The sequence below is a fragment of the Candidatus Liberibacter solanacearum CLso-ZC1 genome, from assembly GCF_000183665.1.
GTDB lineage: Bacteria > Pseudomonadota > Alphaproteobacteria > Rhizobiales > Rhizobiaceae > Liberibacter > Liberibacter solanacearum.
The window spans coordinates 244,414-260,476 of sequence record NC_014774.1; the positions used below are offsets into that span (position 1 = coordinate 244,414).

Consider the following 16,063-nt stretch of genomic DNA (forward strand, 5'->3'; position numbering starts at 1 on the left):
ACCTCCTCTATTTTTTTATGGCGAATCTCTTCTTTACATAGGACAAGGCGTAGGCATACCAAACAAAGGAAGACACATGCACCTAGATATAAAACCAAACCAAACGACAAAAAAATTTCTCACGCAATTACAATTGCGAAGCCATACATATCTTTTTTAATTTCAAAAAAAGCTCTATAATACAAAATACTTCATAGTAAAAATATCCAAAAATACTCTCTATCATAAAAAACAAACGTATAATTACAATTATTATTATTCTATAATTTAACAAAAAATACTTTTAAAAATGTTTCTTTATCATTAAAAAAAAATTACTTATTACTTTTACACCTTTGTTTATAAAAAATATTTTTATTCATCATATAAACATCATTCGTAGTTGGCAATACAATAAAAAGAAATATAAAACACATGAAAAAGATTTTGATACGAATTATAGCAAATACAAAATATATTACATACACTAAATAATGCGCTCATGTTTATATAAAAAATATCAAACTACATATATCAAAATCATAAATTAAACCAATTTTTCTTTTTCAATAAAAAGAAAAAATAAAACTTTACTAATTTATATTAAAAATTATTCCTTAAGTATTCCATACAAATAACTTTAAAGAAAATTTAATAATCAAGAAATAGGTTTACCTGTATTCTGATCCACAACTTTCATAGATAATTTAATCTTTCCCCGATCATCAAAATCCAACAATTTCACCCATACGACATCACCTTCTTTTACTATATCACTCGTCTTAGCGACCCTTTCGGTGGAAAGATGAGATATATGTACAAGCCCATCACGAGCACCACAAAAATTAACAAAAGCACCAAAGTCCATAACCTTAACCACATGTCCTTTATAAATCTTATTAACCTCTGGCACATCAGTAATTAAGCGTATCATTTCACAAGCAGCTTCTATTTCTGCAGGAGAAGACGATGCTATTTTTATAGTACCATCATCATCTATATTAACTTTTGCCCCTGTCTTTTCAACTATATTACGGATTACTTTACCCCCTACTCCAATAACGTTTCGTATCTGATCAGGAGGAATAACCATAATCTCGACCCGTGGAGTAAATTCACCAAGTTGCAAACGACTTTCTGATATAACTTTAGACATTTCATTAAGAATATGAAGACGACCTCTTTTCCCTTGTTGCAAAGCAACCATAATAATATCCTTGGAAATACCTCTTATTTTCATATCCATTTGCATAGCAGTAATGCCTGAATCCGTCCCTGAAACTTTAAAATCCATATGCCCAAAATGATCTTCCTCGCCTGAGATATCAGACAAAACAACAAATTGATCATCCTCTTTGACAAGCCCCATAGCTATTCCAGCGACTGGTTTAGATATAGGAACTCCAGCATCCATCAACGCTAACGAAGCACCACACACCGTCGCCATTGAAGAAGAACCGTTAGACCCTGTTATTTCAGAAACTATACGCAACGTATAAGGAAATTGCGCAGCTTGCGGCAAAATAGGATGAATAGCACGTCGTGCCAATCTACCATGACCAATCTCACGCCGACTAGGAGCACCTATGCGACCAACTTCCCCAACAGAGAAAGGGAAAAAATTATAGTGCATCATAAAATCATTTCTTTGCGTTCCCGCTAAAGAATCAACATACTGTTCATCTTCTTTTGTTCCAAGAGTAACAACAACTATCGCTTGAGTACTACCCCGTGAAAAAAACGATGAACCATGTGTGCGTTGTAAAAGACCAACTTGCGCACTAATATCACGCACCGTCTCAACATCACGCCCATCCATACGAATTTTATTTTCAACGATACTTGCTCGAACAACTTTGGCATGCATATCTTCAAAGACAGAACTAACTTCCTCTTCAGTCCAAGAAGAATCTTCAGTACAGAAATGAGAAAAAACTTTTTCTTTAATGTCATTAATAGCTTCACAACGCACAGATTTTTCAGGAATAAAACTAGAATTCCGAAGATCCGCCCCAAACATATGAAACATTTCCTCTTCTAATTTTGACAAATCTTTCGAATCGAAAAATATCGGTTCTTTTGCACACATCTTTACAAGCTTTGAAATAGCTTCAATAACAGGTTTACATTCAGCATGACCAAACATGATAGCATCAAGAACAACATCTTCCGACAACTGATTAGCCTCTAATTCAACCATAAGTACAGCATCTCGAGTTCCTGAAACAAAAAGATCCAGAGATCCTTTTTCTCCATCTAACGGTGGATTTAAAACATACTTATCATCAACATAATCTACTTGTGCACCTGCGATAGGACCTTCAAACGGCAGCCCCGACAACATTAACGCAGCCGAAACAGCTACCATACTAACAACATGAGGATCATTTTCCAAATCATGCTGCATAACATTAATGATTACTTGAGTCTCATTTTTATAATGTTTTGGAAACAACGGCCGAATAGAACGATCAATCATACGAGAAATCAAAACTTCATTTTCAGTAGGACGAGATTCGCGCCTTAAATAACCTCCTGGAATCTTACCAACAGCATATGTCCGTTCTTGATAATTAACAGTCAAAGGAAAGAAATCCTGGTCTTTTTTAAGATTTCTATCGAAAACAACAGTAGCCAAAACAACTGTTTCTCCATAAGTTGCCAACACAGCACCGTCAGATTGTTGGGCAATCCTACCAGTTTCCAATTTAAGTGGACGCCCAGCCCAATCAACTTCAACTGTATGCACATCGAACATATTATATATCCCTAATTATAAAGACCAACTAAAAGCATGCGCTCAAAGAAGTACGCAAAGAAAAATGAGCTGTACAAATAAAATTCCAACTATCCTCATCGAAATTTGAAGCCATTTAAAAGAATAGAAAAGACTAAACTTACCTGAATACTAATACAAAAGCTTACTTTAATACAACATATAAGAAAAACAAAAAAATTATCGACGAAGCTTTAAACTCTCAATTAACTTTTTGTATCTTTTCACATCTTTCATTTTAAGATGCTTTAAAAGAGAGTTTCTTAAGGAAATTAATCCATTAAGACCCATTTTAGAATTCACATCTTTTTTAGCATTTTTAAAGTGAATTGTAAGATTTGCTATTCGTTCAGTACAAATGACAACCTGCACTTCTGGAGAACCAGTATCCCCCGGTGAAATAGCGTATTCCTTTATAAGCTGTCCTTTACGCTCTAAAGTTATTGACATAAACACCCCTTTTCAAAGAAACATATAAAAAACGTTAATTTTAATTCTCTTACTTTTGGACAAGTAAAAAAGAATCAATTGTAAGATATAATATCCATGATCTTACTTCTTTTCCAATAACAATGGAAAATTATTTTACAAAACCCCATACGCTTTGAATAATTAAACAACACCGTCACTTTTCAAATCACGCACTACTTTCGACGAACACATCAATGTATCAATCTTCCAATAATTCTGCAATGATGTATCATACCGAAATCGCAGCTCCGGAATATATTTTAGGTTTCGAAGAGATTGACTGATACGTCCCCGAAGAAATTTATTATTGCATTTTAAAGCATCAATGACCACATCCGGAGAAACATCTGGAGGCAAGGAAACATACACCGTGGCAACCCTCAAATCCACTGACATACAAACCTCTGAAATAGATATAATATCCCTATGAATCAAATTGTCCTGAAATTCATTGTTCAAAATAACCCACATCAGGGCAGATCGAACCTCTTCCCCAACACGTAATGCACGCCTAGAAGGGACTGAACTCTTATTTTTCAAAGCACAATATCCTCATCCTCAATACTTAAGTCCAATAAAAATCAATCATAGAGACCGTTTTACATGCTCTATACTGAAACAATCAATCATATCGCCAGCTTGCATGTTATCATATTTTTCAAAAGCCATACCACAATCTTGCCCCATATAAACTTCTGAAACCTCATCTTTAAAACGCTTCAGCGTTTTAAGCTTCCCTTCATACATCACTTTTCCATCGCGCATAAGCCGTACACCTGATCCGCGTGCAACTTTCCCTTCTAATACTTTACAACCAGCCACATTTCCTAGCTTAGTAACGGAAAAAACCTCTAACACTTCAGCATTACCCAAAAACGTTTCCCGAACTTCTGGGAGTAAAAGATCCGACATAAAATCTTTAATTGAATCAATAAGATCATAAATAATTTTATAATAAAGTATTTTTACACCATCTCTTGTAGAAAGCGCTCGCGCTTGAGAACTTGCATTAACATTAAAAGCAAAAATCACAGCATCAGAGGCTTTAGCCAATGATACATCCGTTTCATTGATCGCCCCAACACTAGAATGAACAATTGAAACACAAACTTCATCTGTTTTTAATTCGCTCAAAGAATTCACGATAGCCTCAACGGAACCTTGAACATCACCTTTTATAATTACAGAAAATTCTTTTACTTTAGAGGATATATCGGCATTTCTCATAAAATTCTCTAAAAAACTACGCGATCCCAATCGACGCGCCATAGACTTGTTCCGTGTTACACGCTTTCTATATTGCGTAATTTCTCGCGCACGACTTTCACTATCAACAACACCAAATCTATCTCCAGCCATCGGCAATCCTTGAAGCCCAAGAATCTCAACCGGCATAGATGGGAGAGCCTCTGAAATATTCTGTCCTCTATCATTAAACAATGCCCTGATCTTTCCCCAATGATCACCGACAACTAAAATATTACCTATACGCAAGGTCCCTTTTTGCACTAAAACAGTCACTACAGGGCCTTTTCCACGATCAAGCTGACCTTCAACTACCACACCCTCTGCCTTACGATTCGTGCTAGCTCTCAAATTAAGAATTTCAGCTTGCAAAAGAATGGAATCAAGCAATTTATCTAAATGGAGATTGTCCTTAGCAGAAATTTCAACATCTAAAATCTCCCCCCCCATACTTTCAACAAAAACATCATGGTTTAACAGATCCATACGAACTTTTTGCGCATTGGCACCTGCTTTATCGATTTTATTAATAGCAACAACAATCGAAACATCAGCAGATTTAGCATGTTTTATAGATTCAATAGCTTGAGGCATTATTTCCTCATCTGCCGCTAAAACAAGAACAGCAACATCTGTAATACGAGCACCACGAGCACGCATTTCAGAGAAAGCAGCATGACCTGGAGTGTCAATAAAGGTAATCTTCTTCCCGCGATAATCAGCTTGATACGCTCCTATATGCTGGGTTATACCCCCTACCTCCCCTTTTACAACATTAGCATTACGTATAGCATCCAGAAGAGACGTCTTTCCGTGATCTACATGCCCCATAATTGTCACAACAGGAGGACGAACCTCTAAGTGCTCCTCACTATCTACAACATCAAAAATACCTAATTCAACATCTGATTCCAAAACACGTTTAACAACATGCCCAAACTCATTAGCTATGATTTCAGAAAGGTCAGCATCAATGACATCTCCTGGCTTCATCATCTGCCCCCCTTCCTTCATCAAAAACTTTATAACATCTGCCGAACGCTCTGACATACGTTGTGATAGTTCTTGTATCGTAATTGTTTCAGAAACCACAATATCACGAGAAATTTTTTCTCTCTTTTCTTGTCGTTTACTTCTACGAAACTTCTCTTGACGACGGCGCATCGCGGAAAGAGACCTTCCTCGGGAAGAATCACCTTCTTCATCAATATCAGCAGACGCAACAATCTTTATTTTTTTACACCTTTTCTCATCATCTCCCGCTTTATTACGCACCGCAAGCTTGGATGGATTTACAGAAGGATGCTTACTAGATCCACCTCGAGATTTACCACGACTACCACTAGAATCGTCTGAAGATTTCCGCGATTTATTACTAACAAGCTCTGAACCTTCTACAACAGAAAAACCTCTCTCATTAACACCATGTGACGAAAGAACAGAAGCTTCTGTTCCCGCTTCTATAGCGACATCGGCATCCGAAAGATCAGTTTGTTTCTTAGAAAAAACTTCTTTTTTGTCAAAAACATTTTCAAAATCTTGATTTTCATCACCAGAATCAGAAAGAATGATGTTTTTTTCTTGATATCGTTGCTCAAGGGACTCCTGCTCCCTTTTTATTCGTGATTCTTCATCACGCACCTGCGCTTCTTGAAGCGCGCGACGACGACTTTCTATTTCGCTTTGAGAAAGACCACCAAAAGCAGAATCATTTTTTGGCAGAGATCCTTTTTCAGAACGTGACGTTCTTCTCAAATTATCTTTAGCTTTGGACTGCGATAAATCTTGAGAATTATCAGAGGAGGATTCTATGACTCTCGAACTCTTCCGAAATACTGATACTTTTTCATCCCCTTGAATATAAGAACGACGCTTACGTGTCTCCACCACAACAGATCTAGCACGACCTTGTTGGTTCGCACCTTGATTAGGGAAAGAAGAATGACTAACGCTCGACGACGAGGCTTTTAAAGTCAAAATCTTCTTCTCTGTCACATTTGATGTCTTATTATCTTTATTATCGGTCATAAGCCTCTAGTTCCACCGTGGAGAAAATCAAACAATCAACCTTCTGTACACTTTAAATTCCTATTACATCAATCCAATATATCCATATTTTAAATACTTACAAAATAATTCTGAAATACTTTTCAAAGCTTTTCTATAGTAAAACACTGTTTATTGTCCAAAATAATTGAAAAATTTGATAAAAATAACAACATTATACTTAATTTACAATCCATACGGATAGAAATCAAACCACAATACAGTCAAGAAAATAAATAAATCTATCAACTCTTAATCAAATCTGTAGCATCTTCATCCGCACAATCAACGCTTTCATCTGCTATATCTTCCCTTACAATCCAACCTAAATGGTAACGCGCATGAATAATCATACTTTCAGCTTGCTCTTTTAAAACACCTAATTGGGATAAAAATCCTTCAAAATTCTCAACCTTACCATTCTTGACTTCACCCCAGCCAAGCAAATCATCAACCGAACAGCCTGCCAGATCCTCCATAGTCTTAATACCATTCTCCCCAAGAGCCACTCCAATCTCAGTATTCATTCCGGGAATACTAAACAACTCCTCCGAAACACCAAGTCCCTTGATTTTTTCACGACGAGCAACTTCCAAACCCTCCATATATTCTCGGGCTCTTCCCTGTATTTCAGAAGCCGTCTCTTCATCAAAGCCTTCAATAGAAGCAATTTCACTAAGCTTAACACAAGCTAGCTCTTCAATATCAGAAAAGCCTTCGGCAGCTAGAAGGTGTCCGATTATTTCATCAACATTAATAGCTTGCATAAAAAACTGAGTACGTTCATTAAAGTGCTTTTGACGATTAACAGAATCTTCTTCTTCTGTGACAATATCAATTGCCCAACCTGTTAATTGAGAAGCAAGACGCACATTTTGTCCACGACGACCAATTGCCAAAGAAAGCTGATCTTTAGGAACAACCACTTCAATACGCCCAACATCTTCATCCAAAACAACTTTTGTCACAATAGCTGGACGCAGTGAATTAATCACAAACGTTGCAGGATCCGGAGACCAAACAACTATATCTATTTTTTCATCTCTCAACTCCCCTACAACGGCTTGAACACGCGATCCACGCATACCAACACAAGCACCTACAGGATCAATAGAAGAATCACTAGAAAAAACAGCTAATTTTGCACGAGAACCAGGATCACGAGAAACAGCTTTTATCTGAACAATTCCATTGTAAATCTCCGGAACTTCCAGATAAAAAAGTTTTACCATAAACTGCGGATGCGTACGAGATAACAGAACTTGAGGCCCTCTCTGCTCACGCCTCACATCGTATATGTAACTTCTTACACGATCTCCTAGACGAAGATTTTCTCGTGATATTGTTTCATCCCGACGAATAACCCCATCTGAATGCCCGAGATCAACAATCACATTTCCGTATTCAACACGTTTAACCGTACCGCTAATAATTTCTCCCACTTTATCCTTAAACTCAAGATATTGACGATCGCGCTCGGCCTCACGCACTTTTTGAATAATTACCTGCTTAGCAGATTGAACCGCGACTCGACCAAAATCTATCGGAGGGAGAGGGTCAAATAAAACATCTCCTATATTAATGTTAGGATCACGATCACGAGCCAATTGTAGCGAAATTTGACAGGCATAGTTTTCTACTTCTTCCACTACCTCTAACGAACGACAAATAGAAATATTTCCCGTCTCTCGATTAATTTCAACACGAATATCAGATAGAGTCCCATAAAGAGAGCGAGCAGCTTTCTGAATAGATTCTGCCATAACCGAGAGCACCACATCTCGATCTATTGACTTTTCACAAGCAACAGCATCTGCAATTTGCAAAAGCTCAAGTCGGTTTGCGGAAACCACCATGTAAATCTCCCTAATTTCTCACCACTTAACACAACCTTCATTTTCTATTCAAGGAAGCGCATAGCAATTCATCTGTAATAACAAGCTTTGCTGAAAGAAGAGAATCAAATGACACCGCAATCTGAGATACCCCCGCATCTTTCAAATCCTCTTCCTTTTTCTCAAGGAAAAAATCAAGGTCACTTTTCCCTACAATTTTCCCGACTAATTTTTTTTTATCCCCAGAAGACGAAGCAACTTCACATGCAACAATATGACCATTCCATCGCTCAAAATCTGATTTTCTAACCATTGGACGATTAATTCCAGGAGAAGAAATCTCCAATTGATAATGTTCTTCTATTATATTTTCTACATCAAGAATCGGAGATATGGCCTTGGAAACTTCTTCACAGTCACATAATGTCATGGTTCCGTTATCACGCTCCACCAAAATCTGCAATATAAGATTTCTCTCTTCTAAGAGAGATACTTGCACAATTCTAAAACCCATTTCTTCAATAACAGGCTGAATTATATTAGATACATCCTGACCTAATCCCACATCCCCAAAAATCCGAGGCTCATATTTACTGCAAAAAACATGCGTACTTTCCAACGCTTACCCTCATAAAACTAATCCTTAAAAAACGAAAAACAGCGGGAAATAAACCCGCCCTTCCCATCGTACTCAAAGTACCAACAGCCATAAACAGTAACGCTCTCCTGTCTGAATTGTCAATACTCCTATGCTTATACCATGCCATACAGTAACTTGCAAACTACAACGCTATACAATAACTTGCAAATTTTAAAGCCACGCTTAACATTAGAAAAATCCTACCTGAATATTAATCAAAAAACTATTTTTTTATAAAATAAGAACCTTTTACAATCAAACGAAAATATAACAAAAAAACAAATATCATGGTTGGTATTGTTGATACAATAACCACTAATAAAGGCTGTATTCCTGGGAAAGTTATCAGTAATTTCACGTATATGACATAATTTAATATAGACGAAAAAAAAGCAACAATCCCATAACGAACTGTTTCAACAAAAGACCTACGACGTAACTTAAAAAACACAAACAAACGATTCGGTTTCCATGTTGTTAAAAACGCTATTGCCATAGAAAACCTACGACTCCATAATGAATCAACCCCATATTTCATCAATAAAACAAATCCGAATAAGTCTATCAAAAAAATAATAAAAATATTAATGATGAAAATAATCAACTTTTTCACATGGAATCTTTCACAAATTTTTTCTAATTTACTCTTTTATTCTACATAGATTATACAAAAAATATAAATTGCATGAAAAACATACAATATAATCTTTTTATCCTAAAGATAATGATCAAAAAAACCTATTCATAACAAAAAATTCGTCAGAATCCCAAATAAAACATGAAAATTTTCAATAAAAAAACAATTATAATGTTATAAAAAGTGCACAAATCCATATTTACGAAAGATAGTTCTCATTCAATCTTAATAAAAACAATATTTTAGATTATATTGATTAACACCTAAAAGTTGATGGATTTCAGTGTTAAAAAATATCTATTTCCATATTGCCTTTACAATGATAATTTACTCCTAAAAATTGTTTTTTAAACACATGTTCAATCAATAAAGATTATTTGTAAATTATGAATTCTTCTCCTCAAAAAAACTCTTTGACTCTCCCAGAATATTCTGTGTCAGAATTATCCTATCATCTAAAAAACACCGTTGAATCAAAATTCCCTTATGTCTTTGTAAGAGGGGAAATATCTGGATATCGAGGAATCCATGCGTCAGGACACGCTTATTTTTCCTTAAAAGACAATAAATCGCGAATTGACGCCGTCATTTGGAAAGGAACGCTCAGCAAAATAGAGCATCCCCCAGAAGAAGGAATAGAATTTCTTGCATTAGGGAAAATAACCACCTTTCCAGGATCCTCTAAATATCAAATCATCATAGAATCTCTGATTCCCTCTGGATCAGGTGCACTTATGACCATTTTAGAAGAAAGGAAAAAAAAACTAAGGGAAGAAGAGCTTTTTTCCGATAAATACAAAAATCCCATACCCTTTATGCCCAAAAACATCGCAGTCATAACATCACCTACCGGAGCGGTGATTCGCGATATTTTACAACGGATTTCTTGCAGATTTCCCGTTCGAGTCATTGTATTTCCAGCAAAAGTACAAGGCGATGAATGCCCCAGAGAAATCGTTAATGCAATTATCCAATTAAACGGACTAAAAGAAGAAAGTATCTGCCCCAGACCAGACATCATCATTCTTGCTCGCGGTGGAGGCAGCATAGAAGACTTGTGGCATTTTAATGATGAAACGATCGTTAGAGCCATTGCGAACAGCTCCATTCCCATCATATCCGCCATAGGGCATGAAACCGATTGGACATTGTCTGATTATGCAGCAGATTTACGAGCCCCCACCCCAACAGGAGCCGCTGAAATGGCTGTCCCTGTTAAACATCTTTTGACATCATCCCTAAAAAGCCTTGAATCTCGTTTAAATCATAGCATCGTGCGATTGACGAAAAACAAAGTCAATTGCCTGAATTCTTTAATCAAAATCCTTCCAAATTCCGACCAAATTCTTTCTTGCCCACGTTATCAACTTGATAGGCTATCTCGTGAATTAGAGCACAATCTTGAAATTATCATTTTTCGTAAATGCCGTTATTTTAACAACACAATTATTAGAATAAAATCAGATGTTCCTATGCACAACATCCAAAAATATCGCCAAAATATTATAAAAAAACAAGAATATATTGAACATCAAATCGAACAATATTTACGTTGTATCCACCTAAAAACACAACAAAAAGGCACGATGCTCCATATGCTATGCGAACAAACAAAAAGCAGAATAACGCGCCTTCACGCTCATATAAAAGATTCGATCAACCGTATTGAACTTATGTTGTCGTATAAAATACAAAATTGTCATACATCTATCTCGACTCCCAATCGAATCTTAAAATCCCTCGCTCATAGAAACATACTCAAACGCGGATACTCCACCATTCGAGATCTGAACAATAACCTCCTAACCAAAACAAATAAATTATCCGCGGGAACGAACATATTGATTGATTTTTTTGAAGGACAAGCCAGTGCCATCATCACAAACAAAAACCACTCCGTCCTTCCTATAGAGAAAAAATATACAAGAAAAAGAAAAGATAATAGTCAAAAGAAAAAAAACCATGAAGATCAAGGAAGTTTATTTTAAAAAACCCATTCTCCTTCTCTCATAATTGGAACAAGAACACCACTTTTTGTAAGTCCATCAACATTGATATCTCCAGATCCAATCATCCAATCAATATGCGTCATACTTGAATTACCCCCTCTCTCCTCTATCCAATTACAAGATGCATTTGAAGGTTTTTTCAAACATTTAGAATAGCATTGTCCAAAAGCTATGTGCGATGCTGAATTTTCATCAAACAAAGTGTCATAAAATAAAGTGTTCATCTTAGACAAAAGAGAAGTATTAGGAACTAACGCCACCTCCCCAAGTCTGCGCGCTCCTTCATCAATGTCCAATATTCTATTAAGCATATCCTCTCCTTTTGACGCAGACGCCTCAACAACACGCCCCTGATCAAAGCGTACCCTAATATCATCAATCAACATTCCTTGATAAACGAGAGGCTTGGTGCTAGATACATACCCTTCTACTTTCTGAGCATGAGGAGTTGTAAAAACCTCCTCTGTAGGAATATTAGGGTTGCAAATTATTCCATTCCGCGCAGAGGATGCTCCTCCAGACCACTGATGCCCATCCGCTAAACCGACTTTCAAACATGTATTAGGCCCTGAAAAACGAATTTCCGCAAAATCTTTTTGAGTTAACCATTGAGATTTTTTATGGAGAAAATTATTATGTTCTGCCCAAGCAATTATAGGATCAGCACAGTCAGAACGAGATACTACAAAAATAGCTTTTGCTAGTTTTGCTAGAGCAATTGAATCAGGATCATTAGGATAAACAACTTTTGCCCAAGCAAGACTTGGATAAGGAATAATGCTCCAATTAATATCAAAATTAGAAATCTTCTCTAAAACTGGCTTATATGCTTTTAAATATGACCGATTGACGCGACTTACCTTTGCAGGATCCTCATTAACAAGTAATAGTGGATCATCCCCTGAAATACTCAATAATGCAGTATCCTCGGTATACGCCTTGGCAAGCCCCTCACAAAACCAATCCGCAGATCTATCAAAAGCATGAGGAGCTCCATATCTATAACGCATGAGACTAGATTCGCTATCCGTATAAAAAACACTAACCAGACCAGCACCAAGCTTATACGCATGCTGAGTTATTAATCTTGTCAGAGGTAATGCATCAACTGGAGCCATGACTATGAGATGTTGCCCTTCTCTAATATGCACACCAACCTGCAATGCAACTTTTGCAAGCTTTTCTAGCAAGGTTACATCGATATGCGCGATAGACGAAATACTATTATCCATAAAAATCCTCTTTTCATTAATGATACCAGACAATCCTTGTAAAAAATGATCTTACAATGAATTAACTTCTAAATCCAAGAAAAATCCCTTATCAATTTTGCTGTGAATATCATAAAGAAAAAATTGAAATATCAGATAGTTTCTTGTATGAACCAAAAAACAATGGGAAAATCTTTTATTTTTATATAGCAGTCATCGTTGTATTTTACCAAAACCAGCATAAAATACAGGTTCATACATAAACATTGTATTTAGTTTTAAAAAACCATTCTGGGAACAGGAGATCTATCTGTGAAAATTATCCGGAACTTTTTCACAGTGGGGACATCAATATTAGGTAGCCGTATTCTTGGTTTTATACGCGAAACTCTCATGGCTTCGACCCTCGGCATCGGAGCAGTAACAGATGCTTTTGTAATCGCATTCTCTCTCCCCTTTCTCTTTCGACGACTAGTAGCTGAAGGAGCCTTTCACAATTCCTTTGTCCCTCTATTTTCTCATGAAAAAGAACTAAATGGCACTGAAGGTGCCCAGCGCCTTTCTTCCGAAATTTGGAGTGTTCTACTCACTATTGTCGTAGTATTAACGATCGTTGTAGAACTCAGCTTGCCGCTCCTCATCCATTTTGTAATAGCCCCTGGATTTTCTTATCAATCACCTGAATATTATCTAACAATACAACTATCTCAAATAATTTTTCCTAGTATCATATTCATAGCACTCACCGCATTAATAACTGGCGCATTGTATGCCTTAGGGCATTACTTTGTTGCGTCTATCACTCCAGTTTTTCTCAATATTCCCTCCATTATTGTGCTGACATACGCACTATTAAACAATTCTAAGCCACAAGATACAGTATATTTTATTTCTTGTGGAATGACCTTAGCCAGCATAATTCAGTTATGGGCAACGTACTATTATATACGCAGATCTGGAATCAAGATACGCTTTCAATACCCCCGCCTGACAGATAATGTCAGAAAGTTTTTAAAGTTGACGTTTCCACTCATTTTCACAGGTACTATTATCCAAATAAACAGCATCATAGGACGGGCTTTAGCCACCAAAGAATTTGGGCTTGCTTCCGCTCTACAATATGCAGATCGTACATACCAATTACCAATAGCAATTATTGGAGTAGCAATGGGACTGGTAGTATTGCCAGAATTATCTCGCGCCTTAAAATCAAAAGACAAAAGTACAACCTTTACTCTTCAAAACCAAGCAATTGAATGTGTCTTGTTCCTTTCTATACCTGCCTTTATTATTTTATATATACTCTCGAAAGAAATTATTCAAACACTATACGAAAGAGGCGCTTTTACTCATGAAAACACCATCTTTGTATCCTCAATTATATCAATCTATAGCATAGGAATTATAGCATTTATCCTATCAAAAACTCTTCAAACAATATTTTATGCTCGAAAGAATATGAAAACTCCTATGCATTTCACCTTGATATCGATCGCAGTAAGTTGTGTAATATCAATCGTGTCGTTTCCATTCATTGGAGGATACGGTATTGCTTGTGCAGAAGTTGCGTCAGGATGGGTTAACGCAATACTTCTGACAGTGACTTTATTGAGGCGCAAACAACTTTTTTTACCAATGGAAACTATTTATAGAATCCTATCAATTTTTATATCTTCAGGATTAATGGGGGCTTTTATCATATTGTCTAAGCCCTACTTCTTTTCCAATATTGCTATAGAACAAACATTTGTTTCTCAGTTTACAAGCCTTTTCGCAATATTATCGTGCGCAGTATTAGTTTATTTGTCTTCAATTGCGTTATTTATTGGAAAAAAATATGTATCATCGTTCAAAAAAATGATGAAAAAATAATTCAATTTGATAAGTATTTAATTCTTTAGATAGTTAGTCTTAAAGCATCATTTCTATGGTTGGGGGTAATACAATGAATTCATCTGAAAATTTGTTTGTCTCCGGAGTCCAACCAACTGGAGGGCTGCATCTCGGTAATTATCTAGGAATGATCCGCAAGGTTGTGAAAAGGCAACAAACCTGCAATTGGGCTGGGATATATTTCGTCGCAGACCTACACGCTATCACTAACAAGGTTGTTCAAGAAGATCTTCCTGATCAGTCACGTTTAGTTATAGCTTCTTTTTTAGCGGCAGGAATTGATCCATCTCGTAATATTATGTTCAAACAATCTGCTGTTTCTGAGCACAGTGAGTTAGCTTGGATTTTGAGTTGTATTGCACGCATGGGATGGATGAATAATATGATACAGTTCAAAGAAAAAAGCGGGAAAGATGGAGAAACAGCCTCCCTCGGACTGTATTCTTATCCTGTTTTAATGGCAGCAGATATACTTTTATATCGCGCTACTCATGTTCCCGTAGGAGAAGATCAAAAACAACATCTTGAACTAACTCGCCTCATAGCTCAAAGATTTAATGCGGAGTTTGAACATCAAATAAAAAAAATATCCCAGGCATCTCAAAATAAAGAACAATATAGCAAAGGATTTTTTCCTATCATTGAATCTTTAATAGAAAGCTCAACATCTCGCATTAAATCTTTAAAAAATGCCTCAAAAAAGATGTCTAAATCAGATCCTGCTAATTCATCTCGCATTGATTTGCTTGATGACGCAGATACTATTGCAAAGAAAATCCAAAAAGCTAAAACTGATGGCGATGTATTGCCTTCAGAAGTATCGGGACTCGAAAATAGACTTGAAGCAAAAAACCTAGTGGACATTTTTGCAACAATAAAACACATAAAACCCGAAGAAGTCCTCAAACAATTTGGGGGGAAATATTTTTCTCAATTTAAGTTAGCATTAGCTGAGGTTATCATCGCTGAAATTAAACCTATATCTACAGAAATGCATCGTCTTTTAAAAGAAAAATCTTATATTGATGATATTTTAATTAAAGGAGCAAATCGAGCTCGCTATCGTGCTCAAAAAACGATGAGACATGTCCGTGAAATAGTTGGCTTCTCCCATTAAACGCGAATAAATATCCTAGTTTTATATATAAATAATATTGCTAATAATTGGATTTTTTAAAAATAACTTGTCGCATTTTAGTATTTGAATGCTCTATTTCTTTAAAAAAACTTATAAAAAATATGCAAAAAATACATAAACCGTTCTTGCTTTGTGCAATAATATGTCTCATGCTTAATCTTCTTGCTTCTAAAATCAATTATC

Annotated in this window: 11 protein-coding genes; 3 read left to right on the forward strand and 8 right to left on the reverse strand. The window is 36.1% G+C overall.

Annotated elements, in window-relative coordinates; genetic code table 11:
• Positions 1 to 637: 637 nt before the first annotated feature.
• From pnp to CKC_RS01245, 7 genes are all read right to left on the reverse strand, one after another.
• On the reverse strand, positions 638 to 2,737 hold the full coding sequence (gene pnp, locus CKC_RS01215) for a polyribonucleotide nucleotidyltransferase (protein WP_013461663.1): 2,100 nt from the start codon (positions 2,735 to 2,737) through the stop codon (positions 638 to 640).
• Between the two features lie 198 nt (positions 2,738 to 2,935).
• Complete coding sequence (gene rpsO, locus CKC_RS01220) at positions 2,936 to 3,205, reverse strand: 30S ribosomal protein S15 (protein WP_013461664.1); 270 nt, start codon at positions 3,203 to 3,205, stop codon at positions 2,936 to 2,938.
• Positions 3,206 to 3,367: 162 nt separating this feature from the next.
• On the reverse strand, positions 3,368 to 3,766 hold the full coding sequence (locus CKC_RS01225; RefSeq protein WP_013461665.1) for a ribosome-binding factor A: 399 nt from the start codon (positions 3,764 to 3,766) through the stop codon (positions 3,368 to 3,370).
• 45 nt (positions 3,767 to 3,811) lie between these two features.
• Positions 3,812 to 6,499, reverse strand: coding sequence for a translation initiation factor IF-2 (gene infB / locus CKC_RS01230; RefSeq protein WP_013461666.1), 2,688 nt, complete (start codon positions 6,497 to 6,499; stop codon positions 3,812 to 3,814).
• 263 nt (positions 6,500 to 6,762) lie between these two features.
• On the reverse strand, positions 6,763 to 8,373 hold the full coding sequence (gene nusA / locus CKC_RS01235; RefSeq protein ID WP_013461667.1) for a transcription termination factor NusA: 1,611 nt from the start codon (positions 8,371 to 8,373) through the stop codon (positions 6,763 to 6,765).
• Positions 8,374 to 8,410: 37 nt separating this feature from the next.
• Positions 8,411 to 8,971 carry a ribosome maturation factor RimP gene (gene rimP / locus CKC_RS01240; RefSeq protein WP_013461668.1) on the reverse strand — a complete coding sequence of 187 codons (561 nt, stop codon included), beginning with the start codon at positions 8,969 to 8,971 and terminating at the stop codon, positions 8,411 to 8,413.
• Positions 8,972 to 9,215: 244 nt separating this feature from the next.
• Positions 9,216 to 9,530, reverse strand: a complete 315-nt coding sequence (locus tag CKC_RS01245; protein ID WP_240535931.1) for a GtrA family protein — start codon at positions 9,528 to 9,530, stop codon at positions 9,216 to 9,218.
• Positions 9,531 to 10,015: 485 nt separating this feature from the next.
• Between CKC_RS01245 and xseA the strand changes: the two genes are divergently transcribed.
• Entirely contained in the window at positions 10,016 to 11,617 is a 1,602-nt protein-coding gene (xseA, locus tag CKC_RS01250; protein WP_013461670.1) for an exodeoxyribonuclease VII large subunit, read from the forward strand.
• On the opposite strand, the gene CKC_RS01255 is transcribed toward xseA, so the two are convergent.
• On the reverse strand, positions 11,614 to 12,870 hold the full coding sequence (locus CKC_RS01255) for an aminopeptidase (RefSeq protein WP_013461671.1): 1,257 nt from the start codon (positions 12,868 to 12,870) through the stop codon (positions 11,614 to 11,616). The genes xseA and CKC_RS01255 overlap by 4 nt on opposite strands.
• Before the next feature lie 291 nt (positions 12,871 to 13,161).
• Here CKC_RS01255 and murJ point away from each other — a divergent pair, with 291 nt between their 5' ends.
• Both murJ and trpS read left to right on the forward strand, forming a co-directional pair.
• Positions 13,162 to 14,721, forward strand: a complete 1,560-nt coding sequence (murJ, locus tag CKC_RS01260; RefSeq protein ID WP_013461672.1) for a murein biosynthesis integral membrane protein MurJ — start codon at positions 13,162 to 13,164, stop codon at positions 14,719 to 14,721.
• Positions 14,722 to 14,794: 73 nt separating this feature from the next.
• A complete protein-coding gene (trpS, locus tag CKC_RS01265; RefSeq protein WP_013461673.1) occupies positions 14,795 to 15,859 on the forward strand; it encodes a tryptophan--tRNA ligase in 1,065 nt (354 codons plus the stop codon).
• Positions 15,860 to 16,063 lie beyond the last annotated feature (204 nt).

What these genes read in the sequence shown, in the direction of transcription:
- CKC_RS01245 (WP_240535931.1), bottom strand. Translation starts at nt 9,530, where the DNA reads ATGAAATATGGGGTTGATTCATTATGGAGTCGTAGGTTTTCTATGGCA.
- nusA (WP_013461667.1), bottom strand. Translation starts at nt 8,373, where the DNA reads ATGGTGGTTTCCGCAAACCGACTTGAGCTTTTGCAAATTGCAGATGCT.
- CKC_RS01255 (WP_013461671.1), bottom strand. Translation starts at nt 12,870, where the DNA reads ATGGATAATAGTATTTCGTCTATCGCGCATATCGATGTAACCTTGCTA.
- xseA (WP_013461670.1), top strand. Translation starts at nt 10,016, where the DNA reads ATGAATTCTTCTCCTCAAAAAAACTCTTTGACTCTCCCAGAATATTCT.
- trpS (WP_013461673.1), top strand. Translation starts at nt 14,795, where the DNA reads ATGAATTCATCTGAAAATTTGTTTGTCTCCGGAGTCCAACCAACTGGA.
- infB (WP_013461666.1), bottom strand. Translation starts at nt 6,499, where the DNA reads ATGACCGATAATAAAGATAATAAGACATCAAATGTGACAGAGAAGAAG.
- pnp (WP_013461663.1), bottom strand. Translation starts at nt 2,737, where the DNA reads ATGTTCGATGTGCATACAGTTGAAGTTGATTGGGCTGGGCGTCCACTT.
- rpsO (WP_013461664.1), bottom strand. Translation starts at nt 3,205, where the DNA reads ATGTCAATAACTTTAGAGCGTAAAGGACAGCTTATAAAGGAATACGCT.